The organism is Micromonospora sonchi (assembly GCF_014646235.1).
Taxonomy (GTDB): domain Bacteria; phylum Actinomycetota; class Actinomycetes; order Mycobacteriales; family Micromonosporaceae; genus Micromonospora; species Micromonospora sonchi.
In genome coordinates this window covers 79,563-105,893 of record NZ_BMNB01000004.1, presented here as the reverse complement: position 1 = coordinate 105,893, position 26,331 = coordinate 79,563, and the positions used below count along the sequence as shown (strand labels likewise).

At 71.7% G+C, this 26,331-nt stretch carries 25 protein-coding genes; 12 read left to right on the top strand and 13 right to left on the bottom strand.

The features are described from left to right. Positions 1-555: 555 nt before the first annotated feature. The 3 genes from IEY61_RS06095 to IEY61_RS06085 all read right to left on the bottom strand — a co-directional run bounded on the left by IEY61_RS06095 (position 556) and on the right by IEY61_RS06085 (position 2,136). Positions 556-1,293 (bottom strand): prepilin peptidase, encoded by a 738-nt coding sequence (locus IEY61_RS06095; RefSeq protein ID WP_189041402.1) that lies wholly within the window; start codon positions 1,291-1,293, stop codon positions 556-558. A 34-nt stretch (positions 1,294-1,327) separates the two neighbouring features. After that, positions 1,328-1,678 carry a winged helix-turn-helix transcriptional regulator gene (locus IEY61_RS06090; protein WP_189041401.1) on the bottom strand — a complete coding sequence of 117 codons (351 nt, stop codon included), beginning with the start codon at positions 1,676-1,678 and terminating at the stop codon, positions 1,328-1,330. Positions 1,679-1,788: 110 nt separating this feature from the next. Next, entirely contained in the window at positions 1,789-2,136 is a 348-nt protein-coding gene (locus IEY61_RS06085; RefSeq protein ID WP_189041400.1) for a hypothetical protein, read from the bottom strand. Positions 2,137-2,327: 191 nt separating this feature from the next. Here IEY61_RS06085 and IEY61_RS31055 point away from each other — a divergent pair, with 191 nt between their 5' ends. Beyond that, the gene (locus IEY61_RS31055; protein ID WP_229705718.1) at positions 2,328-3,038 is read left to right on the top strand and encodes a hypothetical protein; all 711 of its coding nucleotides are present in this window, start codon (positions 2,328-2,330) and stop codon (positions 3,036-3,038) included. Positions 3,039-3,429: 391 nt separating this feature from the next. On the opposite strand, the gene IEY61_RS31050 is transcribed toward IEY61_RS31055, so the two are convergent. Further along, positions 3,430-3,933, bottom strand: a complete 504-nt coding sequence (locus IEY61_RS31050; RefSeq protein ID WP_229705717.1) for a hypothetical protein — start codon at positions 3,931-3,933, stop codon at positions 3,430-3,432. A gap of 60 nt (positions 3,934-3,993) precedes the next feature. Here IEY61_RS31050 and IEY61_RS06070 point away from each other — a divergent pair, with 60 nt between their 5' ends. The 11 genes from IEY61_RS06070 to IEY61_RS06020 all read left to right on the top strand — a co-directional run bounded on the left by IEY61_RS06070 (position 3,994) and on the right by IEY61_RS06020 (position 14,554). Further along, positions 3,994-4,593 (top strand): SAF domain-containing protein, encoded by a 600-nt coding sequence (locus tag IEY61_RS06070; protein ID WP_189041398.1) that lies wholly within the window; start codon positions 3,994-3,996, stop codon positions 4,591-4,593. A gap of 5 nt (positions 4,594-4,598) precedes the next feature. Beyond that, a complete protein-coding gene (locus IEY61_RS06065) occupies positions 4,599-5,342 on the top strand; it encodes a CpaE/TadZ family protein (RefSeq protein WP_229705716.1) in 744 nt (247 codons plus the stop codon). Next, the gene (locus IEY61_RS06060) at positions 5,339-6,646 is read left to right on the top strand and encodes a TadA family conjugal transfer-associated ATPase (protein ID WP_189041396.1); all 1,308 of its coding nucleotides are present in this window, start codon (positions 5,339-5,341) and stop codon (positions 6,644-6,646) included. Before IEY61_RS06065 ends, IEY61_RS06060 begins: the two co-directional genes overlap by 4 nt. Positions 6,647-6,648: 2 nt before the next feature. Continuing rightward, positions 6,649-7,488, top strand: a complete 840-nt coding sequence (locus IEY61_RS06055; protein WP_189041395.1) for a type II secretion system F family protein — start codon at positions 6,649-6,651, stop codon at positions 7,486-7,488. Next, complete coding sequence (locus IEY61_RS06050) at positions 7,485-8,357, top strand: type II secretion system F family protein (protein WP_189041394.1); 873 nt, start codon at positions 7,485-7,487, stop codon at positions 8,355-8,357. Before IEY61_RS06055 ends, IEY61_RS06050 begins: the two co-directional genes overlap by 4 nt. A gap of 44 nt (positions 8,358-8,401) precedes the next feature. Next, positions 8,402-8,602 (top strand): hypothetical protein, encoded by a 201-nt coding sequence (locus tag IEY61_RS06045; protein WP_189041393.1) that lies wholly within the window; start codon positions 8,402-8,404, stop codon positions 8,600-8,602. Positions 8,603-8,604: 2 nt separating this feature from the next. Next, complete coding sequence (locus IEY61_RS06040) at positions 8,605-9,051, top strand: TadE/TadG family type IV pilus assembly protein (RefSeq protein WP_189041392.1); 447 nt, start codon at positions 8,605-8,607, stop codon at positions 9,049-9,051. An 89-nt stretch (positions 9,052-9,140) separates the two neighbouring features. Further along, positions 9,141-9,521: a hypothetical protein gene (locus IEY61_RS06035; RefSeq protein WP_308424552.1), complete on the top strand. Its 381-nt coding sequence runs from the start codon at positions 9,141-9,143 to the stop codon at positions 9,519-9,521. Continuing rightward, positions 9,518-9,964, top strand: coding sequence for a pilus assembly protein TadG-related protein (locus IEY61_RS06030; RefSeq protein WP_189041390.1), 447 nt, complete (start codon positions 9,518-9,520; stop codon positions 9,962-9,964). Before IEY61_RS06035 ends, IEY61_RS06030 begins: the two co-directional genes overlap by 4 nt. Before the next feature lie 31 nt (positions 9,965-9,995). Continuing rightward, positions 9,996-13,052 carry a BTAD domain-containing putative transcriptional regulator gene (locus tag IEY61_RS06025; protein ID WP_189041388.1) on the top strand — a complete coding sequence of 1,019 codons (3,057 nt, stop codon included), beginning with the start codon at positions 9,996-9,998 and terminating at the stop codon, positions 13,050-13,052. Continuing rightward, positions 13,049-14,554, top strand: a complete 1,506-nt coding sequence (locus IEY61_RS06020; protein ID WP_189041386.1) for a hypothetical protein — start codon at positions 13,049-13,051, stop codon at positions 14,552-14,554. Before IEY61_RS06025 ends, IEY61_RS06020 begins: the two co-directional genes overlap by 4 nt. Positions 14,555-14,796: 242 nt before the next feature. On the opposite strand, the gene IEY61_RS06015 is transcribed toward IEY61_RS06020, so the two are convergent. The 9 genes from IEY61_RS06015 to IEY61_RS05975 all read right to left on the bottom strand — a co-directional run bounded on the left by IEY61_RS06015 (position 14,797) and on the right by IEY61_RS05975 (position 26,258). Next, positions 14,797-16,317, bottom strand: coding sequence for an SEC-C domain-containing protein (locus tag IEY61_RS06015; RefSeq protein WP_189041384.1), 1,521 nt, complete (start codon positions 16,315-16,317; stop codon positions 14,797-14,799). Between the two features lie 999 nt (positions 16,318-17,316). After that, a complete protein-coding gene (locus tag IEY61_RS06010; RefSeq protein ID WP_189041381.1) occupies positions 17,317-18,948 on the bottom strand; it encodes a VWA domain-containing protein in 1,632 nt (543 codons plus the stop codon). A 13-nt stretch (positions 18,949-18,961) separates the two neighbouring features. After that, the gene (locus tag IEY61_RS06005) at positions 18,962-20,101 is read right to left on the bottom strand and encodes an AAA family ATPase (RefSeq protein WP_229705715.1); all 1,140 of its coding nucleotides are present in this window, start codon (positions 20,099-20,101) and stop codon (positions 18,962-18,964) included. 336 nt (positions 20,102-20,437) lie between these two features. Continuing rightward, on the bottom strand, positions 20,438-20,848 hold the full coding sequence (locus IEY61_RS06000) for a hypothetical protein (RefSeq protein ID WP_189041379.1): 411 nt from the start codon (positions 20,846-20,848) through the stop codon (positions 20,438-20,440). Between the two features lie 225 nt (positions 20,849-21,073). After that, positions 21,074-21,952 (bottom strand): hypothetical protein, encoded by an 879-nt coding sequence (locus IEY61_RS31045; RefSeq protein ID WP_229705714.1) that lies wholly within the window; start codon positions 21,950-21,952, stop codon positions 21,074-21,076. 166 nt (positions 21,953-22,118) lie between these two features. Next, on the bottom strand, positions 22,119-23,216 hold the full coding sequence (locus IEY61_RS05990) for a hypothetical protein (RefSeq protein WP_189041377.1): 1,098 nt from the start codon (positions 23,214-23,216) through the stop codon (positions 22,119-22,121). A 55-nt stretch (positions 23,217-23,271) separates the two neighbouring features. After that, on the bottom strand, positions 23,272-24,360 hold the full coding sequence (locus IEY61_RS05985) for a M23 family metallopeptidase (protein ID WP_189041375.1): 1,089 nt from the start codon (positions 24,358-24,360) through the stop codon (positions 23,272-23,274). A gap of 389 nt (positions 24,361-24,749) precedes the next feature. Beyond that, positions 24,750-25,790, bottom strand: coding sequence for a hypothetical protein (locus IEY61_RS05980; protein WP_189041373.1), 1,041 nt, complete (start codon positions 25,788-25,790; stop codon positions 24,750-24,752). Positions 25,791-25,847: 57 nt separating this feature from the next. Then, on the bottom strand, positions 25,848-26,258 hold the full coding sequence (locus IEY61_RS05975) for a hypothetical protein (RefSeq protein ID WP_189041371.1): 411 nt from the start codon (positions 26,256-26,258) through the stop codon (positions 25,848-25,850). Between the last annotated feature and the right edge of the window lie 73 nt (positions 26,259-26,331).

Sequence of the window (26,331 nt, the reverse complement as noted above, 5' to 3'; positions counted from 1 at the left end):
TGGGTCGACGCCAGAATCCCCCATGACAGGGCAGGGCAGTAACAGAAGACACGATGGTGCCGGCGGGCGCGCGTAAGCGTGCAACGCGAGGGTTGGAACTCGCTGGTCGATGGCGGCCAGTCCTGCCATCGACCAGCGAGCGCCGTCCTTGACGGGACAGGTCGGACCAGCGGCGGCCAGGCAGACGACGTTCAGCGCGGCCTGCCCCGTTGAGGACTGGGACAACTGCACCACCACGCGTGCTCCCGTCGTACTCCGCCTACTCGGTTGAATCCACGCGACGCGGAAGCTAACGTCGACGACGTACCCGAATGGGGGCCATGCCCCCGGTAGGGCGGAGCGGGATGCTCAACTGATTCCGAGATCGGCCTCTGACCTACGGGTCACGCCGAGCGGCAGTTCCCCGCTTCGGGTCCTGGACCGTGCTCTGGCCCGCTACGGCCATCCACGCCAGAGACCACAGCCTTCCTCGTCGGGGTCGCCCATGCAGGCGGCCCCGACGACTTCGTCCTCGCATGATCCAAAAATGGCCGGCCAGTAGGCACCAGGATTTGGCTATCCGGTTGCGAGTACCGCGAGTACCGCTCCGCTGACCAGGTACGGCCCGAACGCGAGGTGGCTGCGCACGCGCGCGGCGATGCCAAGCGCGACGGCGTGGGGCGCGGCGAGGAGGTAGGGCAGTACCGCCCCGAGGAACACCGCGGTCCAGGTGGTAGTCCCGAGGGCCAGGCCGAGCATTCCCGCGAGTCGGACGTCGCCCATCCCCATACCGCCGCCGAGTAGCGCGAGCATTAGGTAGATCCCCGCGAGCAGCCCGCCGGCCGTGATGGCGTTGACGAGCATCCAGGGCTGGCGAGAGACGGTGGAAGCGACACCGATCATTCCGACCAAGGCGGCGGCGGTGGCGAGCACGATTGGGGTGGGTAGGCGTCGTACTGCCACGTCCACGCACGCCAGCAGCAAGCCGGCACTGGCTACCAGGAGCCACGCTGCCAACAGCACCAGGTCTTGAGTGGTCGTGGGGTCCAGCCGCCAGGCTAAGGCGGTCGATGTGACGGCGAGGATGCCACTGAGTAGCGGCCACGCGGGGCCGAGGTTCCGTGCGCAGCTCGCGCAGCGGTTGCCGACGACGACCCAACTCCGTACAGCGGGCTGGAAGGCCAGTTGGCAGTGATGGCAGACGGCACGCGGTGGCGAGTCGGTCGGGACGGACAGCCGGTAGGTCGGTCGCGGGATCAGCGCACCGGCACCTGCGCCGAGGATGCCGGCAGCGAGGATGACCGCTTGGTGCATCAGCCCGTGCCTTGCCGGCGTCCGGGTGGCGCGGTCACGGCCTGCGGGCTGGCCGGGTGCCGGTCACGGGGGCGGCGCTGTCGTGGTACCGCTCGGCCCACTGTCGGATCTCCTGCATGAACCCTAGAAGCAGCGGGATGAGCTGCCGCCCGGCGGGCGTCAACTGGTACAGGAGGCCCTCGTCGTTGCTGCTGCGGCCGATCAGGTCCCGGTCCTGCATCCGGCGGAGTGCCTCGTTCAGGGACTTCGCGCTCGGCGTGGGCCGGATGGTTTGGAGCAGGTCGGTGAAGCGCATCGGCTGTTGCTGCAGCGACGTCAGGATCTCAAGGGTCCAACGGTGTCCACAGAGTTTGACAGCGGCGTAGAAGGTCTCGAACTCCTGCATGCACCTTCCCCCGTCCGGTCGAGTATCCGGGGAAGTGTAGGGGGCGCGGCGCGCTTCGGGAATAGCGGATTTCGTCAGAAGCCAGGTAGAAGCCCATCATTCATTGAGATTCATGGATTTACGCGGCGATGGGCGGCTGTGGCCCCGCATGCCTGGGCGAGGGCGGCCAGGGAGGCGGCGACCGTCGCGCCGAGCGTGGACAGGCGGTAGACGGCTCCCGGATCGGAGATGTCCCATGATCCTGCTGACGAGTCTCGCCGCACGAGGCCGACGGCGGCGAGCCAGCCCAGGTCCTCGCCGAGGCGCCCTCGCTCGTGACATGCCTGATCGAGTCCGAGTTGCTCGATGGTGCCTTCGCCGTGATTGCTCAACGTGACAAGAGCCAAGACGGCGTGGGATCGCCTGCCCAGCTCGGCGGCGAGCTCATGCGGTGCAGGGCTCCCGGAAACGGCGCTCATGCGGCGACCCCTTCGCAACGGTTAGAAGATTCTACGGCTTCCATTCCGTTCGGTCATAGTGTCGCTAACCTGACATCCGGGATAATTTTCGTCCAGATTCTTCCCCATATGTCGCGGGTCGGTGGGACTTACGAAGAGGTAACTACCGACGGGTAATCACGTTGCGGTAACCGTAGGTGAAGGGTGTAGAGGTGATCGCAGACATTGAGATGTGGAACTTTCACGGGGGATTCATGGTGGGGTCGATCGAGGCCCGGCAACTGCATGTCGCCGGGAGTTCAGTAACTATCAGTGAGCGGCAATGCCAAGAGGGCTTGCGAAGTTGCCAGAGCTTTCTTGCTTCCTCGCGTTCCGCCCGACCGGTTGCGGTTCTAGGCGTCGCGATCGCGGTGGCATTGCTCACCGGATGCACTGGCGGCGGTAGCCCGGAAACCGAGGCCGGGCCGACGACTCCCGCGATGTCTGCGCCTCCGCAGGACGCACGCGGAAGCGCGGAGGAACTCGCGTTGAACGCCTACCGCGGCATGTGGAGCGCTTATGCCAAGGCAGGTTTGACGGCGAACCCAGACGAGCCGGATCTCGCCAAGCACGCGAGCGGGAAGGCGCTTGCGACTCTCCGCGAAGGGCTCTCCAACGCCAGGCGGGACGGACACGTCATCAAGGGTGAACTCGGCTCAAGCCCTCAGGTGACCGAGGTCAACCTGTCGAATCAGCCCGCGACCGTGAGCATCGCTGACTGCCTCAGCACCGAGAGGTTCCTCACCTACACGTCGTCCGGTGACCTGGTCGATGACGAGTCGGGTGGACGCAGACTCACGAAAGCTACGGCCACGAATCTCGGTACCGGCGAAGGCTGGAGAGTAACCGGCCTCGGCATACAGGCGGTGGGCACATGCAGTTGACGAAGTGGAAAAGCAGACCCCTGCTAATCATTGCGATTGGCTTTTCAAGCCTCATCCTCCTGACCCCTACGGCGCACGCCGGTGATGGCATTGGCGGTATCGACTGCTCGCGGTTCCCTCACGCTCAGGAATGCACCGTGTCCGTCGGCACTCCGGGCGGTGCAGGAACCGGTAACGGTGGTGTCGACAACGGTGGGGGCGGTTCTGGCTCCGGCGGTGGTGAGGAGTCGAAGTGCAGGTACGAGCGTCTCGAGCCGCAGGCTCCGGCTCCCTCTGGTGCCGGTGGAGGGGCGTGGTATCAGCAGATTTGCCAGCTTGACCAGGGTGGGGTTTCGGTGAGCCAGGCGATGTGGCTGGCGGCGGGGCAGGTGGCTGATCCGCAGGCGTTGGGTCAGGTGGCGGTGTCGCGGTTGCGGCTTCCGGCGCCGGGGATCCGGACGAATCCTGAGGCGGCGAGTGGGGTGCTGGTGCAGGTGCCGGTGTGGTTGTGGGTGGATGGGCCGACGTGGGGTGTGCGTCGGGCGACGGCGTCGGTGCCGGGGATGTCGGTGACGGCGACCGCGACGCCGGTGCGGGTGGTGTGGAGCCCGGGTGACGGGACCGGTGAGGTGGTGTGCCAGGGGCCGGGGCTGCCGTGGCGCGCGGGTACGGATCCGCGGGCGGTGTCGTCGTGTGGGCACACGTATCGGGTCAGTTCCGCAGGTGCGCCGGGTGCCGTGTTCACGCTGCGGGCGACGGTGACCTGGTTGGTGAGCTGGGCTGGTGGTGGGCAGAGCGGCACGGTGCCGCCGTTGACGACGACGTCGTCGGTGGCGTTGCCGGTGGCGCAGTCCCAGGCGATTGTGGCGGGGTAGCGGTGACTGCCACCGTTGAGCGTCCCCGAGCGGGGCAGCATGTGACGCGGCAGGCCGGTGCGGCGGTGCCGTCGCGGCCGGGACGTCGCAGCAGCCGTCGGGTGGTTCTGGGAGCCTTGTTGGTCCTGGCCACGGTGGTGGTGTTCTGGCAGGTGGACCTGCGGGTCAACGCGGACCAGTCGTACCTGGCGGTGGCGCGGCCGGTGTCGGCCGGGCAGGTGATCGCGGACGCGGACCTGCGGGTGGTGCGGGTCGCGAACGCCTCCGGTTTGGCGTTGCTGCCGGCCGGTGAGCGCAGTCAGTGGGTGGGTCGCAGTGCGGTGGTGCCTCTCGCGGCGGGCAGCCTGTTGACGGCGGAGCAGGTGGGGCCGGTGGCGTGGCCGCCGGCCGGGCAGGCGGTGATCGCGTTGCCGGTGAAGCCGGGTCGTGCCCCGGCCGGGCTGGCGGCGGGAGCGCGGGTGGTGGTGCTGGTGGTGCCGGCGGTGACCGCCGGGCAGCCGGTGCCGCAGCCGGGCAGCAGTACGGGACCGAACTCGGTGGCCGGGGTGCGCCGTGGCGTGGCCACGGTGGTGTCGGTCGAGGCCGGCGCCGACCAGGTCGGCAGCCAACTGGTGACCCTGTTGTTGGCGGCGGACACCGCCGAGGCGGTCGCGTCGGCGTCGGGTGACGTGTCGTTGGTGCAGCTCGGGCCGCAGGGGTGAGCCAGATGTTGGTGGTGTGCGCGTCGGTGTCCGGGTCGCCGGGAGTGTCGACGGTCGCGGTGGGTTTGGCGGCGGGCTGGGCGCAGCCCGAGACGCTGCTTGTGGAGTCGGACCCGTCGGGCGGGGTTTTCGCGGCCCGGTTCGGGCTCGCGCAGCAGCCGGGGTTGGCGTCGTTGGCGGCGGCGGCCCGGCACGGGGGCGTGGGGGTGCTCGGCGAGCATGTGCAGCGGCTCCCGTTGGGGGTCGACGTGGTGGTGGCGCCCGGATCTGCTGACGTCGCGGCCGGGTCGGTCGGTGTGCTCGCCCGCCATGCGGGCACCGTGCTGCGGGGTCTCGCGCCGACGGTGGTCGTGGACGTGGGACGGCTCTACCTGGCAAGCCCGGCGGTGGACCTCCTGGCGGTGGCGGACGCCGTGGTGCTGGTGGTGGCGCCGACGACGGAGTACCTGGACCACCTCGACTCCCGCCTGACCGCCTTGCGGGACGTGGTGAGTGCCGACCGGGTCGGGTTGGCGTTGGTCGGCAAGGGCCCGTACGGGGCGGCGGAGATCGAGGGCAGGCTCGCGGTTCCGGTGTGGGCGGAGTTGCCCAGCGACCCGCGCGGCGCGGGAGTGCTCAGCGGCAGGTTGACCGGCCGGACCTGGCATCGCACGCCGCTGGTGCGGGCGTTGCGGGACTTGGCCGCGACGGTGCGGCAGCGGGTGCCGCACGCCCGTGACGCTGCGGGTGTGGAGGTGGTGTCCCGATGACGGTGCCGAGCCCTGCCGGTGGGATCGCCGCGCCGCCGGATGTCGTCGCCAGGCTACGGGGGCGGGTCAGCGACCGTCTCGCCCAGCGGGGTGCGGAACTGGCCGAGGCGCAGCGCAACGCGCTGATCGCCGGGTACATCGCCGAGGAGTTGGCCGGCAACGCGCAGGCGGACATCGCGGCGGGCCGGACACCGCTGACGCCGCAGGTCGAGGCGGCGGTCGCCCGGGCGCTGCGGGACAGCTTCACCGGGTTGGGCGGGTTGCAGCGGTTGGTCGACGACCCGGACGTCGAGGACATCTTCGTCAACGGCTGTGACAACGTGTGGATCCGGACCACGGGGGGCCGGGTGGAGCGGGTGGCCGCGGTGGCCGCCTCCGATGAGGACCTGATCGGGTTGGTGCGGGTCGCCGCCGCGCGCAGCGGTCAGGAGGAGCGGCGCTTCGACCGGGGCTCGCCGGGGTTGTCGCTGCGGTTGCCGGGTGGGCAGCGGTTGTTCGCGGTCATGGCGGTCAGCAAGAGGCCGAGCCTGTCGATCCGCCGCAACGTGCTGCGCAGGGTCACTCTCGATGACCTGGTGCGGCGCGGGGAGCTGACCCTGGGTCTGCGGGAGCTGATCGCCGCCCTGGTCCGGGCTCGCAAGAACCTGGTCATCAGTGGCGGCACCGGCGCGGGCAAAACCACGCTGTTGCGTGCTGCGGCGGGGGCGATGAGCCCGTTGGAGCGGATCGTCACGGTCGAGGACGCCTATGAGCTGGGTTTGGACGAGGACGCCGACCAGCATCCCAACACGACCGCGTTGCAGCAGCGGGAGCCGAACCTCGAAGGTGTCGGTGGAATCGACATGGCCACGATGGTGCGGTGGGGGCTGCGGATGCGCCCGGACCGGGTGATCGTCGGGGAGTCCCGTGGCGCCGAGGCGGTGCCGATGCTGATGGCGATGTCGCAGGGCAACGACGGCAGCATGTGCACCCTGCATGCTTCGTCCAGCAAGCAGGCGTTGACCCGGCTGGCGACCTACGTGATGCAGGCCCCGGAGCGGTACCCGTTCGACGCGGCGAACATGCTCATCGGCCAGGCCGTCGACTTCGTGATCCACCTGGCGACCGCGACCGACGGCACCCGGGTGGTGTCCTCGATCCGGCAGGTCCTGGAAACCGACGGCACCCAGGTGCCCAGCAACGAGATCTACCGGCCGGCCCGCGACGGCCGGGCGGTGCCGGCGGCGCCGATGCGCGCCGACACCCTCGACGAGCTGGCCGCCGCCGGCCTGGACCCGGACCTCCTGGCGAAGGACCGGTGGTAGCGGTGGGGCCGATTCTGCTCGGGCTGGCCTGCGCCGCAGGCCTGATGATGATCATCGACGGGCTGCGTCGCCGCCCTGCCGGTTCGACGCCGTCGCGGCCAGCCCGCCGGGTGTGGACGTCGGCGGACCGGACCCGTGCGGTCGCCGCCGTCGTCGGCGGGTTCGCCGCCGCCGTGCTGACTCGCTGGCCGGTGGCCGCGCTGCTCACCGCCGTGGCGGTCTGGACGCTGCCCCGTGTGCTCGGCCCGGACCGGGAACACCACCGGTCCCTGGCGCGGATCGAGGCGGTCGCGACGTGGGCCGAGCTGCTGCGCGACACCCTGTCCTCGGCGGCCGGGTTGGAGCAGGCGATCACCGTGACCGCGCCGGTCACCCCGGCGCCGATCCGCGCGCAGGTGCAGCGCCTGGCCGACGCCGTCCGCACCGGGGTGCGGCTGCCTGAGGCGTTGCGGGTGCTCGCCGACGAGCTGGCCGACCCGACCGCCGACCTGGTGGTGCGGGCGTTGCAGCAGGCAGCCGGCTACCACGGCGGGCAGCTCACTGAAAGCCTGACGAGCCTGGCCGCGACCGCCCGGGAGCAGGCGCAGATCCGGATGCGGGTCGCCACCACGCGGGCCACGACCCGCACGGCGGCGCGGGTCATCACCGGCACCTGTGTGGTGATGGTCGCCGGCCTGATCCTGCTCAACCGCGGTTTCCTCGCCCCGTACAGCACGCTCACCGGGCAGCTGGTCCTGCTGGCGGTCGGTGGCGTCTTCGTCGGCGGGTTCTGGTGGCTGGCCCGCGCCTCGCGGATTCCCCAGCCGCCTCGCATCCTCAGCGCGCCACGGACGTCGTCATGACCGGCAGTGTCCTGACCGCGGGCGCGGTCGCCGGGTTCGGGTTGCTGCTCATCGCCACTGGCCTGCGGCCGGCCCGCCCGTCGCTCGCGCGGGCACTCGACGCCCTGCGTCGCCCGCCCGCGCCGGCCGCCGATCCGCTGCCGTGGCGTACCCGGGTGCTGTCCACCCCGTGGCGGGCCTTCGGGCTGCCACGGCCCCGCACCCGGGCGGACCTGGCGGTCCTGGAACGGCCCGTAGCCGTGCACCTGGCGGACCAGACCCTCGCGGTCCTGGCCGGGCTGCTGCTCCCGCCCGTCGTGATGGCGCTGCTCGCCTCCGGCGGCACGACCTTCGGCGCCCAGGTTCCGCTGTGGGTGTCCCTGGCCGGCGGCGTCGGGGGGTGGTGGCTGGCCGAGACCACCGTGCATGCCGAGGCACAGCGCCGCCGCGACGAGCTCCGCTACGCCCTGTCCGCGGTTCTCGACCTGGTCGTCATCTCCCTGGCCGGCGGCGCCGGCCTGGAACAGGCCCTCGACGACGCCTGCGCCGACACCAACGGCTGGGCCGCCAACCGGCTGAACCGGGCGGTGGCGACCTCCCGGCTGCTGCGAGTCCCGCCCTGGCAGTCCCTCGGTCAACTCGGCGAAGACACCGGAGTCGTCGAGCTGCAGGAACTCGCGGCCACGATGAGCCTCGCCGGCGCCGAGGGGGCCCGGATCCGCACCTCGCTGGGCATCCGCGCCGCCACCATGCGCGCCCACCAGGCCAACGCCCTGGAGGCCAAGGCCAACTCCGCCACCGAACGCATGAGCATGCCGGTGATGCTCCTCGCGATCGGCTACATGATCTTCCTCCTCTACCCGGCGGTCGCCGCCATCGACACCTTCTAAAACTGCACAAAATCGAACAGAATCGCACCGAAGGAGCACCCCTCGTGCCCAGAGCACTCGCCCTCCTGACCCTTGTCCACCTCACCCTCACCGACCGGATCCACCGCCTACGCGAATCGAAGGACCGCGGTTCCGAGACCACGGAGAAGGTGCTGTGGATCGCGTTCCTGGTCCTGCTCGTCGCCGCCGTGTACGCGATCTTCCAATCGAAGATCATCACCAAGATCACCGGCATCACCCTGTAGCCATGAGCACCGGACGCCACACCAGACGCCGCCGGCTCGGTGGTGACCGGGGGTCGGTCACCACCGAGGTGGTGCTCTACGCCCCGCTGCTGATGCTGCTCGTCCTGCTGGGGGTGCAGTTCGCGACCTGGGGCGTGGCTCAGCTCGCCCTGCAGCACGCGGCGAACCATGCGTTGCAGACCACCCGGATCGAGGGCGGCACGACCGCGGCCGGTCGCGCGGACGCCGACATTGTGCTCACCCAGGTCGCCGGCAGTCTCGTCAGCGACCGGCGGATCGCGGTGACCCGCACCGCCGACGCCGCGACCGTCCAGATCACGGCCACCGCACCCCAGATCGTGCCGTTCCTGTCCCTGTCCGTGTCGACGACGGTGTCCGCGCCGGTCGAGCGGTTCCGCCCGGACCTCGACACCCTCGGCCTCGCCGCAGCCGGCGGAGACCGCCGGTGAAGACGCGTAAGGCGCCCGCCGACACCGTCCGGCCGCCGGTCGGACGGTTGGCCGTGTTGCGCGGTGACGAGGGTTCGGTGAGCACCGAGATCGCCCTGACCTACGTGCCGCTGATGGTCCTCGCTGCGCTTGCGGTCGTCGCCTGCCTGCGGTTGGCATCCGCCGACAGCGATGTGAACGCCGCCGCCGCGGCGGCGGCCCGCCAGGCATCCCTGGCCCGTACCCCCGCCGCAGCCGTCGCCGGCGGCAGGGACGCCGCGGCCGCTACCCTGCAGGGCCGGAAGATGACCTGCCGCCCGCACAGCACGTCGATCAGCAGCGGCGGTCTGGTCCCGGGTGGCGTGGTCTCGGCCACCGTGGTGTGCACCGTGCACCTGGAGGACCTGTTCGGCCTGGGACTGCCCGGGTCGGTGACCCTGTCGGGCACCTCGTCGCAGCCCGTCGACCGGTACATCGGGTCGACCCCGTGAGCCGCCTACGCACCCGCCTGGAGCGGGCCCGGCGGGACGACCGCGGCCAGGTCACCCCGTGGACCATCGTCGGCGTCGTCATCGTCCTGGTCCTCGCCGGCCTAGTTCTCGACCTCGGCCTGGGCATGTCGGACAAGGTCCGGCTGCTCGACGTCGCGCAGGCCGCCGCCCGGGCCGGCGCCCGCGAGATCGACCTCGCCACCTACCGGGCCACCGGCGCCATCCAACTCCAGCCCGCCCAGGCCGCTGCCGCGGCGCGGGCCTTCGCCCAGCAGGCCGCCGCCGACGGGCAGGTCACGGTGTCCGCGTCCACCACCACCGTCACCGTCGCCATCACCGCCACCCGGAAGACACAACTTCTCACCATCGTCGGGATCACCGGTCTGCCGGTGTCCGCGACCGCGACCGCCACCCCGCTGACCGGCGTCACCGCACCCTCCTGACCAGAGCCGCCTCGCACGACCGGGAGACCCAGTGTTCGCATTCCTCGCCGCCACCGCCCGCCGGCTGGCCGGACTCGGGTTCCTGGCGCTGCTCACCGCCGGCGTGCCGTACGCGCTCGTGCGCTACGTCGGCTGGCCACTGCCCCGCCAGGTTCCCACCTGGTCGGACGTCGGCGTCGCCCTCACCTCACCGTTGACCGACAGCATGCTCGGCAACGCCGTCGTGTGCCTGCTCTGGATCGCGTGGGCGGCGTTCATCTGGTCGCTGATCGCCGAGATCGCCGAAACCGTGGCGGGCATCCGCCTGCCACAGCCCAAAGCCATCGCACCCGCCCGAGGACTCGCCGCGCTCCTGGTCGCCGCCGTCGCCGGCGGTGTCCTCGCCACCGCCGCCCAGGCGGCACCGGCCCTCACCGAGCCCGCCAACGCGACCGGACACCGCGCCCCCGCGACCGCCCCGTCCCACATCGGCCCCGAGACGGCGGTGGCCGTGCCTGCCGCACCCGCCCCGACACAGGCGCCCGCCGCCGCAGCGCCTGCCCTGCGGCTGGCCGCCGGCCAGATAACCCTCGTCGCCGCCGGCCAGGACTACACCTGCACGGTGCAGCGCGGTGACACCCTGTCCGAGATCGCCGAGGAGTGGCTCGGCGACGCCAACCGCTGGCCGGAGATCTGGGCGTTGAACCGGGGCACCCACTTCGACACCGTCGGCGGCACGTTCACCAGCCCTCACCTCATCCACCCCGGCTGGACCCTCGAACTACCGGACGACGCCGTCCCACCAGCCGCCGCCCGCCCCGCAACCCCCGCGCCCCCGCCGCCGCCCGAGGCCGAGGAAACACCCGGAATACCGGCGGCCCCAGAGGCTCCGACACCTGCCCCGTCGGCGAGCGAGCCGGCCAACCCCACGACCACGCCGCCGCAGCCGAGCCCCACCGTCAGCCGACCCGCCGACGACGGCGTCACCGAACCCACCCCCGCCACCCCCGCCCCGGCCACACCGGTCGGCACCCCCGGCGGCACCTCCGCCGACGCGCCCGCCTCTACCAGCCCGTCGGCCCAACCGGAGCGTCCGAGCGGCATCGCGCTGCTCACCGGAAGCTGGATCGACCTCGGCCTCGCCGTCGCGATCGCGGCAGCCGCCGCGCTGGTGTGGGCCCACCGCCGCCGCCGCTACCAGCCGCGACCTCCCAGCGCCCACACCCGCACCGACGATGCCGACCTCGACCGCATGCCCGACGTCGTCTCACGGATCCGCCGCAGCCTGCGCGCCGACGCAGCCGAGGACGACAACCAGGCAGACATCCCCGACACCACGACTGCCAGCACCGCCTCCGCCCACGATCACCGTCTCCTCGACGACGATGAAGGCCAGGCCGACCCTGAATCGTCCGGTGACGAGCGGTCCGCCACCCCGGTGCCGGTCGTACCGGCACTGGACAACCCGCTGGTCTCCGTGTGGCCACCAGCCGGCCTCGGACTGACCGGACCCGGCGCGGAGGCAGCCGGCCGGGGCTTCCTCACCGCCGCCCTCGCCACCGGCGGCATCGACAACCCCGACGCCCGCAGCTGGGTGGTCATCGGCTCGGCGACCGCCGCCACGCTGCTGGGCGCCGCCGCCGTAGCCCTGCCCGAGACACCCCGCCTGACCGTCACCGGCGGCCTCGACGACGCCCTGGACATCCTCGAAACGCAGACGCTGCACCGCACCCGCCTGGTCTACCAGCACGAAGTCGACACCATCGCCGAGCTGCGCCACGCCGACCCCTACGAGGAACCCCAACCACCCGTCCTGCTCATCGCCGACGCGACGGCCAGCCACGAACGCGCTAGGATCGCCGCGCTCCTGGCCCAGGGACAACGCCTCGACATCCACGGCGTCCTGCTTGGCCCCTGGCCCGACGGGGACACCGTCGTCGTCGACACCGACGGCACCACCACACCCGCCGACGGGGAAACCCGCCACGGCACGCACCCGGCCGACATCGGCCGGCTGGCCGTCCTCACCCCGGCGGAAACGATCGACCTGCTCGCCACGCTCGCCGAAGCGCACACCGGCCAACACCGGCCCTCCGCACCGACCGTGTCCCCGCCGCCCGCCAACGGTCACGGCCCGCGACCAGCGTCAGTCGGCACGCCCGGCACCGACAAGCCCGACCAGGCCGAGCCGGGCCAGGCAGCGGCCGGCGCCGAGACCCCGGTGCCAGCCGCCGCCGGGGTGTCGGCCCTCGCCGTCGCGCCCCGCGCCGAGCCGCACACAACTCCCGCAGGCGACACCTCGGCCGAACAAGGCGAAGAGCAGCCAGCCCTCACCGAAGGACGGGTCGAGGTGCGGGTACTCGGCGGCGCCCGCATCGTGGACATGGACACGACCGTGCCGCTGCGGGCCAAAGCGCTCGAACTGCTGGTCTACCTCGCCGTCCACGACGGCGACGCCGCACAGGACAGCATCCTCGACGACCTGCTCCCCGAGGCCCCGGCGGCGAAAGCACCACACCGGCTGCACACCTACGTGTCCGCGCTGCGCAAGACCCTCGCCCGCACCGGCGGACCCGCCACCTACCTCACCCACCCGTCACGCCGCTACGCCCTCACACGGGACGCGTTCGACACCGACCTGTGGCGGATGCGCGACGCCCTGCGCTACGCCGAGCGCGCCCGCGACGACGCCGAGCGGATCGCCGCGCTGCGCTGCGCCGTCGACGCCTACGGCGGCGCACTCGCCGACGGCTTCGACTACGAATGGATCGAAGCCCACCGCGAGGGCATCCGCCGCCAAGCCCTCGACGCGCACCTCGCCCTCGCCGCCGCGACCGACGACCCCACCGAAGCCCTCACGGTGCTGCACGCCGCGATCCGCCACGACCCGTACGCCGAACCCGTCTACCAGCAGGCGATGCGCGCCCACGCCGCGCTGGGACACCTCGACGAGATCCGCGCCCTGCGCCGCACCCTCACCCACCGGCTCGAAGAGATCGACGCCGAACCCAGCGACGACACCGTCGCACTCGCCGACCGGCTCATCGCCGGCCTGCGGCAGCGCCCCGCCGGTCAGCCCAACCCCCGAGACACCGGACGGCACCCGTGACACCGCACCCTGCGGCGGCACCCGAGGCGACCCACCACCGGCCGCCCGACGACCCCGCCCACACCAGCGGCGGCGGCCCGTACGCGGCGAACGGCCGCCGCAACGGCACCGCACCGCCGACATCCATGCCCACCACCACCAGCCCCACCCCGCCGCGAACCGGCGGGCAGCTGGCGCCGGGCAGCCGCACCAGCACCCCGATGACCCGCGACGCGCTCGACGCCGACCTTGTCAACGCCGTGCGTCGCACCGCGCAGATGCGGATGGCCTTCTACGTCCTGGTGCTGCTGGTCGCCCTCGTCGGGCAGGTCACCGGTGCCGTCCAGACACTCGGCATCTCGGTGATCGTCGCGGTCCCGGCCGTCGCCGCCCTCGAACTCGGCGGCGTGGTGGTGATGGCCAACGCCGACGTACGCCGCCGCCTCGGCGAACGGGCGATCGCCGCCCGGATCCTGTCCGCCGCGATCGCCGCCGGAGCCGTGGCCTTCAACTGGATCGTCCACCCCGACCACCTCGTCGGCGGCTTCTACGCCGGCATGTCCGCCCTCGGCTACCTCGTCTGGCTTATGCACGCCGGCAACCAGCGCCGCGATCGGCTCCGCGCGACCGGAGACCTGCCACCCACCCCGCCCGCCTACGAGGTGTTCGGCCACTGGATCCGCCACCCCGTCATCACCTCACGGTCCCGGGCGATCGCCAAAGCCGACGGCCTCGACCTGTACGAATCCATGACAGCCGCCCGCGCCGCGATCGCCCGGGAACGCCGCGACGCCGCCATCGCCACCGTCCTTCACCGCAAGATCCGCGCCGCCGTGGACCCCACCACCGCCGACATCGCCGTACGCGTGTACGACCTCAACGAGATCGCGACCCGCCTCGCCGCCACCGCCGACTACAACGAACTAACCGCGCTCCTCGCCGCCGACCTCGCCCCAGAAAGGATCACCACCGCCACCAGAGCCGGCCACCGCCGGCGCCGCTGGCCCCGACGAGAGGCCCCCGCCGCCGCGATCCCGACGCCCCACCCAACATCGGCCCAGCCCCAGCCAAACCCGCCAGCCATCCCCCCGCGAGAACAGAAGCCAGCGCCCGTTCGGAACCCCGAGCCCGCCCCTCACGGCGGTCACGGTGCACAGAGCCAGGACGACGCTGGCCCACCGACGGGCGAACTTCAGCCTGAGGAGTTCACCGGCACCGGCCGAACCGACAACGCCACCGACGGCACCAGCGACGACGAGACAGACGACGATCAGGACGCTTCTCTCGACGACGAGGACGACGACAGGGACTCGGAGGTGCCCACGGCAACCGCGCAGGCAGTGGCCTACTGGCTGCGCCGAGAACCAAACATCGAGCCTGAACGACTCGCCGAGAAGATCGGCAAGTCGCTGCGCTCGGTCTACCGCTACCTGCCACCGGACTACCCCCGACGACCGGGAATCGCCAGGGAACGCACACGGCGACGCCCCGGCCCCGCACGACCGAACAGCCAGAGCGAGTGATGTCAACAGGCACCACGACGACCGGCCTGCCGGCATAGATGTCCGATTACAGCGTTAGTGCGGCGTCACTACGTACGCGCCGATGTCGACCTACGCACGGCGACTGGCCCCTCGACTTCGCGGCAATCCAGATCGGTGACATTGCGCGACGGGTCGGCTGAGCCATCTGGTCGTCGATGTGGGGATCTGGCCGATGAGCGGATTAGTGAGCCGAGTTGCTTAAGCCGGCTGGTGCGTGGCTATCAACGCCCAGGTCGGCGGGTTCGGCTGGCTAGGTAGAACAGGTAGGCAGCGTTGCGTCGGCGGCCCGACCTGTCAGCAAAGTACGGGACAAGACCGCCGGCGGCACCGAGCGCGCCGGAGGCGATGGCGGGGAGGCCGCCAGCGGCTCCGAGCGCGATGGCCCCGAGCCCTGTGACGGCGGGGACCATGACCTTCCAGCGGCGTTCGGTGCGGACGGTGCGTTGGAGTTGCCGACTGGCGTGAGCGAGCTCTTCACCGAGAGCAGTGAGAGCGTCGGCACCGGTGCCGAGGTCGCGGGCGCCGCGGAGGGCGTTTCGGACCTTCTGGCGGAGGTCTTCGACGGCTTCTTCTTCGGCGGCAGCACGCGCCAGGGTGGCGGGGTCGGCGGTGGGCAGAATGGGGATGTCGGCCCAGACCGCGGCGTGGATCGGCTGATCGGGTAGCACGCCTTTCCGGGCGAGGAGCCGAGCCTGGAACGGTGAGGTGGTGAGGTAGTCGGCGGTGAAGACCTCGCCGGTGACGAGTCGTTCGTTGGCACGCCGTAGGTGCCACCCAACGGCCTTATCGAGGTTCTGCTGTTTCCACGGTTCGTAGTCGTGGGCGGGGTCGTACATGCCGGGGAGGCGGGATGTGAAGGTGCTTCTGCCGTCGGAGTCTTCGTCGAAGACCGTTTGCCGGGAGTAGAGCCACATCTGCGGTGAGTCGCGATCGTCGATCGTGTTGATGAACATGGCTTCGCGGGCAGTCGGACCTTCGACGATGAGTTGGCTGCGAATCCAGTCGGTAAGGTCGCGACGCTGCAGGTCCCGTTGCGTCAGCGTATTGGCGGCGTCGACCCGCGCGGCGATGCCGAGTGCTTCGGGAACGGGGACGATGACGCCGGCTTCGATGAGTGGGCGAAGACGGCGTTGTTCGGCGATGGCGTCGTGGATCGCGTTGTCGTCGCGGCCCGCGATGATGGCGGCGAAGACGTGGTCGGGAACGCAGACATGGTCGGCGAACAGGAGCGTCTGGCCGAGAAGGCGGTCGGCGTCGACCTCGTCATTCCACAGGATGGTCGGCCGATGTTCGTGCTGGAAGTTGAGTTCGGTTAGGGCTTGAGCAACGGCGACGGCGATACCGACGATGCCATCAGTGAGGGCGGCGCGGTCGTGTCCGGTGTGATCGAAGACCTCGAAGCGGTGTTTGCCGAGGACCGGCAACGGTTGTGTGGTGAGCCGGGGTGCGTCGAGGAGGGCTTGGACGGCCGGATCGACGTCGATCGGGCGGGTCTGGGGTCGACCAAGCGGCAGGACGTACGGGATGCCGGTGCTCGGTTGGCGCAGGGCATTGCGGGCCATGGCGGTGGTCGGTGACAGCCAGACGCGGTCTTCGTCATCAGGGTGGCCGATCGGCTGACCTGGCGTGGACGGTGGATAGTGACGCCCGTGGCAGGCCTTGTACTTACGCGGCTCACCGCACCAGCACCGGTTGTTGCGGCCGAGATTCCCCAACGGATCCATCGCGATGAAGTGTGCCACTCAGGGTCAAGTTCCCGGCCAACCGAACGTCCTCGTGAACGCACGGAGTAGTCGCGATCCGCTCGCCCGAACCGACTCGACTGGTAACCCAGCGTGAGTAGAATATAGGGCTGCTCCGTTCGCAAGTCGCCGACGGAGCCGAAGCGGCAGACAACTCGGCCTGTGTACTTCTGGCGTACCTGGCTGTGCAATGAAACTCGTGCACCGACACCGGCCCGAAAAACGCAAAAGGGACCGGTTTCCTACTCAAGGCCCGAGGGTTGGCTGAGCGTCTACCCGCTCAGCCCACCCCGGACGCCGCCGATCTACCTCGTCGAGCTGGGCGTGGCATCGGCGGCGCTGTCATGGACAGTCGCCGGGCTGATTCTGGGTCTCGCGCGGCCGGCCCCACCCGGATGGCGCGAAGTTGGTCTCCGGACATCGCCGGAGCGCAGGCGTGACGGCCTGAGCCGGCCCAATCCGGTATTCGCCCCGCTCCTGCGGCATAATCGTCAGTGCGGTAGCGGGAGGCGGATCGTGGCAGGTCCGGGCATCACGGGCAGTGACGCTCCGTGTGGCATCTGGGCTGCGGGCCCCATGGCGTCAGTCAGTGAGAAGGACGTGTTCTCGGGGCAGGCCGGGTATCGGGCCCAAACGTTCGCGCCGCCGTGGGTGGTCGGGGTTGAGGACGCCGTCGACGTCGATGGCGACTACCGGCCGCGCCTTGTCGGCTGCGGTGCGCGTCGGGTTCATCGGGGCTCGATTCCGGCGGCTCGGTCCGTCGGCAGGACCAGCGCGGGGTGTGGGGTCTCGGGGAAGGGTGCCACCGCGCAGCGGCCTGTCGGTCGGTGACGAAGCCGGCGAGGTTGTCGCGTCGGCGGGGATCCACATCGGGGAGGGGTGATGTCGCTGTCGGGCATGCTGCTCTCCGTTTCGGGGCGTGCGGGGGATTCAGCGGCGGACCCGGTGGGCCGGCGGGATTGGCTCCCGGCGTGTGGTCGGGAGCCAATCCCGCCGGGTTTAGGCCCTGTTCAGGGCGTCGATGGCGGCGTGGCCGATGAGGTTGACGCAGGTGGTGGGGTCGTCAACGGTGACGGTGGTGGTGTGCTCGTACGTGCGAGCCGGCCAGCTTTTGTTGGCAGGTGCGAGCCACAGGACGGCGCAGCCGGTGTGGTGGAGTCGGGTGATGGTGGCTTGGCTTTCGTCGGGGTTGACGTAGTGGCCGTCGGAGACGACGACGAGCAGCCGTGCGGTGCCGGGGGTGGACAGGTGCAGGAGCCGTTCGGCTTCGGCGCAGGCTTCGACGAACCGTTCGGTGCCGGCGTCGGCGTGCATGTCGCGGACGGTGGTGGGTCGGCGGCCAGGTGGGATGAGCACGGTGATCCGGTCGCCGTAGGCGAGGGTGGCGGTGGTCGCTCCGGCGCGGGTGGCCGCTTGGGCGACGATCCACGCCGCGGAGGACATGGGTTTCGCGAAGTCGGTCATCGAGCCGGAGGCGTCGATGAGGATGCCGACGGTCAGTTCCGGGTCGGGGACCGGCCGGCGGACGGTGCGCTGCCAGGGCTGGGCGGTGGGGGAGGCGCCGCTGGCGCGTTGGGCGGCGAGGGTGACCGCAGCGCAGGTGCGCAGCCGTCCGGGCGGTGCGGTGCTGGGTTCTCGGGTGCGGGCGGGTTCGCGGTGGCGGGCGCGGCGTAGCAGGGCGGTGAGCCGGTTGGCGGCGTGGCGTTCGGCGTCGGCGGGGGCGCGTTCGGCCCAGGTGATTGGCACGTCGGTGTCGACGCGGATGCCGGGCACGTCGGTCCGGGGCCCGCCGCTCCTGGGTTCCGGCGTGTCGGCCGGGTTGTGCAGGATGGCGTCGAGGGCGGCGGCGATGGCCGCCGCGATCGTGCTGGTGACCGCGTCGTCGGCGGGTAGGTCCGGGCTGGCGGTGGGGTCGATGCCCAGCAGCCGGCACCAGCGTTCGCCGAGGTCAATCATCCGGGCGGTGTCGGTGTCGCCGACGGTCTGGGCCTCCCGCCAGATGCCGCGTAGCCCGTTGAGCAGTTTGCGGCCGAGGACCTTGGTGATCATGCGTCTCGGTGTGCGGACGTCGGCGGGGTAGAGGATCTTCGCGTCGACTCGGGCGAGGAGTAGTCCGGCGGCGTAGGCGGCGCTCCACAGGGTGTCGGTGGGAGTGTCGGCGGGGTCGATGATGTGGGTGATGGCGCGGCGTAGCCATCGCCGGTCGCGGGGGCGGGTGTCGCGGTAGCGGCTTTCGACGCGTGATTCCTCGAGCAGGAGCGCGGCCTCCCGGACGACTGGTGGCACGTCGGGTGGTGGGTTCCACGTGGAGTGGATGACGTGGGCGCATTCGTGTAGCAGGACCCCGTAGGCGACGGGGACCTTCGACCGGTGGGCGGGTCGGCGGGGGTCGGCGATGGTCGGGTCGGCGATGAGGTCGGCGTCGATGTGGATTTCGGCGGCGGTGGGGTAGCTGAAGCCGGGTGGGCCGCCGGCGGCCGGGATGACGGTGACGGTGGCGTCGGCTCGGCTGGTGATCTGGGCGGCCTGCTTCGTCCAGGCCGCCGACCACCGACTCCAGGGTGATCCAGTCAGGGCCGGTGCCGTAGCGGTGGGGCCGGAGGTGCTCAGGTGCGCGGAGACGCTGGTCATGGTCGGGTCGACCTCACTTCTGCTTGCCGAGGGTGAGCGGGGTGATGGGGGCGCCGCGGTAGGCCCGCTGGAGGGCCTCGACGACCGCCTGCCGGTCCGGCTCGGGTGCGACCGCGGCGAGGTTCGCCACGGCGGCGGGCAGCCCGAGGCTGGCGGCGACGCGCTTGAACGCCAGCAGCTCGCGCAGCTGCGGCGCCCAGTCGATCTCGTGCTTGCGCATCCGGGCGTTGAGCGCGACCGCCGCGTCGATCGCGCCGTGGGGTACGCCGAGGGAGCGGGCGAGGTCGAAGTCGGTGGTGACCTCGATGTGCACCGAGAACCGGGAGGCTAGGGCCTCGGTGAGGATGGCCCCGTGCACACCGGGGTTGTGGCCGGCGCAGACGAAGAACCCGTCGGTGGCGGTCACGACTTCGTTGTGGTGGGCGGCGATGGTGATCGTCCCCCGTCCGTCCATCGCCGGGTAGAGGGCGGCCAGGACGCGGGGTGGGATGAGGGTGGCGTCGTCGATGAACAGGGCGCGTCCCTGACGCATCGCGGTGACGAGGTGCCCGTAGGAGAACTCGAAGCCACCGTCGGGCAGCGGCACATAGTTGCCGACGAGGTCCTCAACGGTGGTGTCGCCGTGGCCGGCGACGGTGATCGCATCGGTGTAGGCGGCTTCGATGAGGCTGGTTTTGCCGGTGCCGGGCGGCCCGTAGAGCAGGACCGGAATGTTGTCGCGGCGTAGCCGGCGCAGCACCTCGACGTCGGTGCTCTCGCCGAGGCGGCGGGGCAGGTACCAGACGCCGTTGGGGCGCAGGACCGCGCCGGGACGCGGCGGAACCGGACCCGTGGGGGCAGGTGCCGGTACGGCGGGCGTGGGGGCGGTGGTCGAGGGGGCGCGGCTGGCGCCGGCTCCGGCGGTGAACGCGTCGACGCCCTCGGCGGTGATCGTGTACCGGCGCGGTGATCCTGGGGACATCGTGGCCCAGCCGCGGTCGGCGAGGCGGTTCAGCGCGGAGCCGATCGCGCCGGACGACCGGCCGGGCAATTCCTTGCCCACGTCGCCGATGGAGAAGGCGCGGTGCGGTTCGGCCGCGAGCAGGGCTAGGACGGGTCCGAACATGGGGCGGGGCTTGGCCTTGGGCGTGGTGGGTCGAGTGGGCGAGGTCACCGGGCACCTCCGACGATGGCTGCGGTCGGCGTGCAACGGATACCCGCGCTGTCGGGGGTGATCAAGTCGTGTCCGCGCAGCGCAGGCGCGGGCCTTGGGCTGGACAGAGGCAGGCGGATCGGGATACGGGTCAGAGGGGACATAGGGGTTGCTCCTTGGCGGATGAAGCCGCCGCGCGCCCCTTCCCGGGGCGCGCGGCGGCAGGGTGGGCCACAGCGGGCGGGAAGGAGTGCGCGTAGCCGTTCTCGGCTACGTGGAGCGGGTGTTCAGGTCGGGCGTCTGCCGTAGGCCGGCCCAGAGACCGGGCGCGGGCGGCCTGCGGCGGGCTGGTGGCCGCTACGCCGACGTGCGGCGGTGGGCCCGGTAGCGGTCGTGGTGGTCGATGATCGCGGTGGCGATCGGGTGGGTGAGGCGCGTCAGGCGCAGCGCCAGCCACACCGTCGGGCGGCCGGCATCGACGACGACGCTGAACATGCCGGGGAACCCGCCGGTGAGGGCCTCGAAGAACTGCCGCTCGACGGAGCCCGTCGACGAGGTGGTGTCCCAGGCCGTGTACCCGTGCAGGTCGATGTAGAGGGGGCCGGCGGTGCGCAGCGTCGAGGTGAACTCGTCGGCGAACGCGATCAGCGGATGGCCGGGAATCTCGCTGCTGCGCCACCGCTTCCTGAGGCCGACGTGATCCGGCAGGTGCCACCAGAGGGCGGGCATGACGTCACCCTCGCCGGGGACATAGTCGTCGTCGATCACCGCCGTGCCACCTCCCAACCCCCGTCGACGAGCCACGGTTCGGGTGGCCCGCTCGCCGGGCGGGCACGGGGGCCGTCGGCTGCCTCCTCGGCGGGTCCGGTGGGCTCGCGCTGGTCACACCAGGGCTTCCTCACGTGTTGCTCCCTCTCGTGAACAGAAAGGCCCTCAGGCCGGTCGGCCGAGGGCGATGGGCCGGATGCCTGCCGCGTCCGGCGGGTGACAGGGCTACCCGATGCTGTCGATGTCGTCGCCGAGCAGGGCCGCGCAGGAGGCGGCGACGCCGTCCTGCACGGCGGCGGTGAAGCCGTCGCGGGCGGCGTCGATCGCGGCGCCCTGCTCGGCGTCGGACAGGTCGTCCCAGTCGGGTGCGTCGTCCGATGCCTGGCTGCGGTACCGGTCGGCGTCGTAGCCGGCGAGGTCGAAGGCGGGCAGCCCGTCCAGGACGGCGGGGTCACCGGCGTCGATGCCGGCCAACACGGCGCGGGCGGCAGCCGTGACGTCACCTCGGCTGCGCCCGCCGACGGTGTACTGCGCCCACCAGGCGGCGGCCCGCTCGCCGTTCTGCTCGCCCGCCGCGTGCAGCGCCTCCAGCACCCGCCGCCACCGGTGGCCCCCGGCCGGGGACGGTGGCGTGACCTCCTGGCTGCGCTCGGGCCGGGTGTAGGGCCACGCCGGGGTGGCCGGATCGATCCAGTCGGCGGCGAGGAGCACCCCGTCTCGCCGGTACCGGCTCGACACGACCCGCTCGTTGGAGCCCGCCTCGCGCAGCCAGGCGGCCAGCTCGGCGCGGATCCCCCGAGCGGAGACGGCGTAGCGGGTGCGCGCCTGGCGTGCCTGCCGCCGGGCGGTCTCCACCGCCGATCCGCTGAAGACGTGGTGCGCCTGGATGAACCGGTCGTGGGCGGCCCTGGTGATCCAGCCCGAGTCACCGCGGGTGAGTAGGCGTCGTAGCGCCTCGCCGTAGAAGTCGTCTCCGCCGAGGGCCGCCTCGCCGTCGCCGTGGATCATCGTGGCCTGGATCTCCTGGAACCGTCGGCCGAGCGTGGACCAGTTCGTGTCCTCGCCGTCCGCAGGGCCGGTGTGTGATCGCGTGGAGTCACTCATCTGTTGTTTCTTCCTCTCGGAAATGTGCTGGTCGGGCGGGCCTGGTTGCTGGCCCGCCCCACCGATGCGCGATGTCGATCTTGTGCAGATGTTTGCCCCGGGCAGGGGCGCCCTTGGGAATGACCTCGGCGCTACGACGCGCAGCGCCGTGGCACCCCCGCTGGAATTAGGTGATCGCGATCAGGGCGGGCACCGGATGCCACGTGTCGCCCAGCCACACCTGCCAGCCGGCGCAGCACGAGCTGGTGTCGAAGGTCATGAGGTAGACGGCGAGGCCGGCCCACTTGGCGGGTTGGTCGAACTGGTCGAGGCTGGTGAGGGATTCGAGGGCGACGATGGTGCCGCAGAAGTCGCCGTCGGCGTCGACCGTCCGGGCCAGGATCCCGTTCGCCGGCAGCGTCGCGATCTGGGTGTCCAGCTCGTACTCCGCGACCAGACGGTCCAGCACCGTCTCCGTGTCGGTCGGCTGGCGCTGGAATCGGCAACCGGCGACGAAGTCGCGCAGGTCGCGCGCGCTGAACCGGGCCGGGTCGTGGTGCCGCAGCCGGGTCTGTCCCTCGCCGAGGTAGTTGTCGATCACGCCGACCAGTGCGCCGTCGAGGCAGAGCGTGGCGGTGAAGACCCCGTCGTGGGTGGTGCTCTCGGTGAGGCTGGTGACGGCGAGCCGGTGGTGGGGCACGTGCAGCCGGCTGTGGACGAGCGGGATCCGGGCCGGCTGCTCCGACGCCGCGGGAGGGGTGCCGGCGACGCGGTCGCAGTCAGCCGGATCGACCGCCTGCCACTCCCACCGCCAGCCGCAGATCACGTACCGGCCCACGGCGTCCGGGCAGATCCGGGACAGCCCTTCGGCGTCGCCGTGGACGCCCCGCTCGTCCAGGACGATGTCGTCGCCGTCGAAACGCAGCGGCGCGTACGCCAGGTCCAGCTCGGCGTCGAGGTCGGGCCCTCGCAGGCATGCGGCGCGCAGGCGCTGCCGGGTCTCGTCGCGTAGGCGTTCCTGTTCGGCGACGATCTCCTCGGCGACGTCACGGTCGCACGAGAACACCGCGTAGCGGCCATTGCGTCCTCGCTGGGCGTCGAGGCGGCCGACGAAACCGGTGCGGTGGCGGTTCCGGCCGTGGTGTTCGTAGGCGCTCCACTCCCCGGCGAAGACCCCGACGTCGCCGATCATGATGTGGGCGGCGGCCAGGTGGTCGCCCGCTGCGTCGGCATGGGGTTCGGGCGGACTGTCATAGCCGGGCGCGGGGTTGTTCTGATCAGGCACAGCTTCTCCTTCTTCTGGCCGCTCGGGGTCGAGCGGGGGGATGGTGACGGGCCGCTCAGGTGGGCGGCGTGCCGAGCGGGGCGCCCTGCGCGGCCATGAACGGCACGGGGTCGACCGCGCCCTCCGGGCTCGGGTCGCCGTGGTGGTGCACCTCGTAGTGCAGGTGCGGGCCGGAGCTGTGGCCGGTGGAGCCGACGACGCCGATCGGTTGGCCGACGGTGACCTGTTGCCCGACCGTCACCATCGGCGGCTGGTCCATGTGGCAGTAGCGGGTGAGCAGGCCGGCGGCGTGGTCGATGTCGACGTACCAGCCGCAACCCCTGGTCAGGTCGGGGTCACCGTCGCGGTCGCAGCCCCACTGCGCGCCCGTGCTGGCGTAGACCGCGTTGCAGCGCACGGTGCGGACCGTGCCGGCGGACGCCGCGCGGATGAGGGTGCCGCGTGGTGCGCTGAGGTCGACGCCGTCGTGGCCGGGGCGGCCCGAGGTGCGGAACCCGGATCCGACCGGGGCGAGCACGGGCTGGGTCCACGGGCCGACTGCCCCGCACCCGGCCAGGCCACCAGCGGGTAGGCCGGTGGCGTCGGCGATCGCGGTGACGAGGTCGGTGGCCGGGGCCTCCCACTTGGCGTAGGCGTCGGGGTAGGCGCTGATCTGCACGGCCTGGGCGGCGTCGGTGAGCGGCATCGTCTGCCAGCCGCTGACCGTGACCAGCTTGCCGAAGAACTTCTCCGCCGCGTAGATGGGGTCCTGGAGCTGGGCCGGGGTGCCCCAGCCCTGGCTGGGACGCTGCTGGAACAGCCCGACCGAGTCCCGGTCACCGCCGGGCAGGTTGCGCAGGGTGCTCTCCTGTATCGCGGTGGCGACCGCGATCACCCACCCTCTGGCCGGTACGGCGAGGCGGGCTCCGGTGGTGACGATCGCGGCGGCGTTGCCGACCTGGTCGCTGTCCCAGTCGCCGATCGCCGGCCACCCCGTCGGCGGCACGGAAGGGGACGTCGACGGCGGGGCGGCGGGGGATGCGGCCACGGGGATGCATCCGGCGGCGGCGTTGCCGCCGAGGAGGATTCCGCCGAGCCCTCCGGCGCAGAGAACGAACACGGCGGTGAGCGCCACGGCCAGCGACACCAGGGATCGGAAGCTCATCCTGGCCTGCGGCAGCCGGCAGTGAGGTGGCGGGTCCGGCGCGGTCGCACCCGGATGGTGCGGGCAGGCGCGGATACCGGTGGGCCGACACCGAGCGCGGGGCGGGGCGGGGCGGGTGGTTCCTGGGGGCCGGTGTCGCGGCGCGGGATGCCGGCCCGGATGTCCCGCGATCGCGGGATGGGGGCTGAGGGGCGACCGTCGCCGTGGACGGGGCGGGTGATCGTCGGCTGGACGGGGTCGGGGTCGGCGGTGCCGACGTGCGAGGTGGTTCCCACGGGTGGTGTCTCCTTGATCGGTTAGGCGGCGCGGGATGTGGGCACACCAGCGACCGCGCGGCCCGCGACGGGGCCGCGCGGTCGCTGGTGTGCGGGTGGGCGCGGAGGGCTGGTTCAGCGGGCGAGGACGGCGACTTTCTCGCCGTGCAGCAGCGGTGCTCCGTCGGGTCCCTTGATGTGGGCGTGGATCCAGATCCGGTACGCCTGCCCGTGTCGGTCGATGAGGCGGCGCCAGTGGCCGCGGACGAGGAACCTCACCCGGTAGTGCCACCTGGCGGGTCCGTCGCCGGGTTCGGCCACGGCGGAGGTGCGCCGCAGCATCACCACGCGGGTGTCGTGGACGATGGAGGCGCGTGCGGCGCGGCGGCGGGCGGCCCGGTCCAACGGTGCCGGGGCGGCGACCGCGATGGGCTGGGCTTGGATGCGCCAGAACGCGTAGGCGATCGCCGCGCACACGTGCGTACGGGCGGTGGCGTCGGTGATGACGTACCGGCCGTCCGGTGCGGTTTCCCAGTCTCGGTCGGGTTCCTCGACGTCCGGTGAGTCGACGGCGGGCACGGGTTGCGCGATGGGCAGCACGTTGACGTCGGTGAGCACGTAGGGGCCGAGCCGTGACAGCAGGGTGGGGTCCTGCCGGGCGTAGGCCTGGATGCGGGTGGCGTGGGGGTCGTCGGGGTCGTCGCGGTGGGCCCAGCCGCAGATCAGCCAGGACCGCCCACGGGGGGAGGCGATGGTGGTCCAGGTGATCGCGGCGATGCCGCTGACCCGGCCGGCCAGGGTGCGGTGGTAGATGGGTTCGGGAAGGAACAGCACGCCGCCGTCGGTGGGGGCGGCGTCGGCGGTGAGCAGGTCGCCGGTGAGATCGAGGGCTTCGGCTCCCGCGGCGACGACGGCGGTCATGGCGGGAGCGATCACGAACGCCTCACCGTGGGCCCACACCATGCTGTTCGCCCGGTCGAGCACGTCGACGAGCTTGTGGTTCGGGTCGGCCGCGTCATCGCCGTCTGTCGGGAAGAGCGCCGCCCAGCGGGTCTCGACGAAGGCCCGGTGGTACTCGTGGCCGGCGGTGCTGGCGCAGTACTCGTGCATGCGGGTCTTCATCGCGACGGCGGCTCGCGCGTAGCCGGGGAGAGTGGTCTCGGTGCGTAGGGTCATGCTGTTCTCCTGATCGGGTGGGTTGGCCGTGGGCTGTCTGCGGCCCGGGGCCGGGAATTACGCGGCGGTGAGCGCCGCGCCGGGAACCCGGCGCGGTAGTCGCTGCGGGATCCGCGACCGCAGGTGCGTGGCGGTCGCGGCAAGTCCGGCGGTGAACCAGCCGACGAAACCGCCGACGTCGCGCGCACGCCGCTGCGGCGCGTGTTCGCGGCTGCTGACCGCTGGCCGCGGCAGGGGCGCCGGCTGGGGCGCGGCGGCTCGGGCGGTCCGCATCGCCCGTTGTGCCTGTTTGGCGGCCGTGCACGGGCCGGGCCTCTGGTCGGCGCACTGCAGGTTGACGCACCGGTCGGCGGGCCCGGGTTGGTGTGCGGTGAGGACGTCGACGGCCAGCCGCCACAGCAGCCGGTCGGTGACATCGCTGGGCAACAGTGCGCGGTGGGACGGACGGATTCGGCTCCGGTCGGACATGGCGGGCGACCTTCCTTCAGGTTCCGGACAGGGGACAGCGTCCGACCGAGGCCGGCGGCGTCGTGCCTGATGA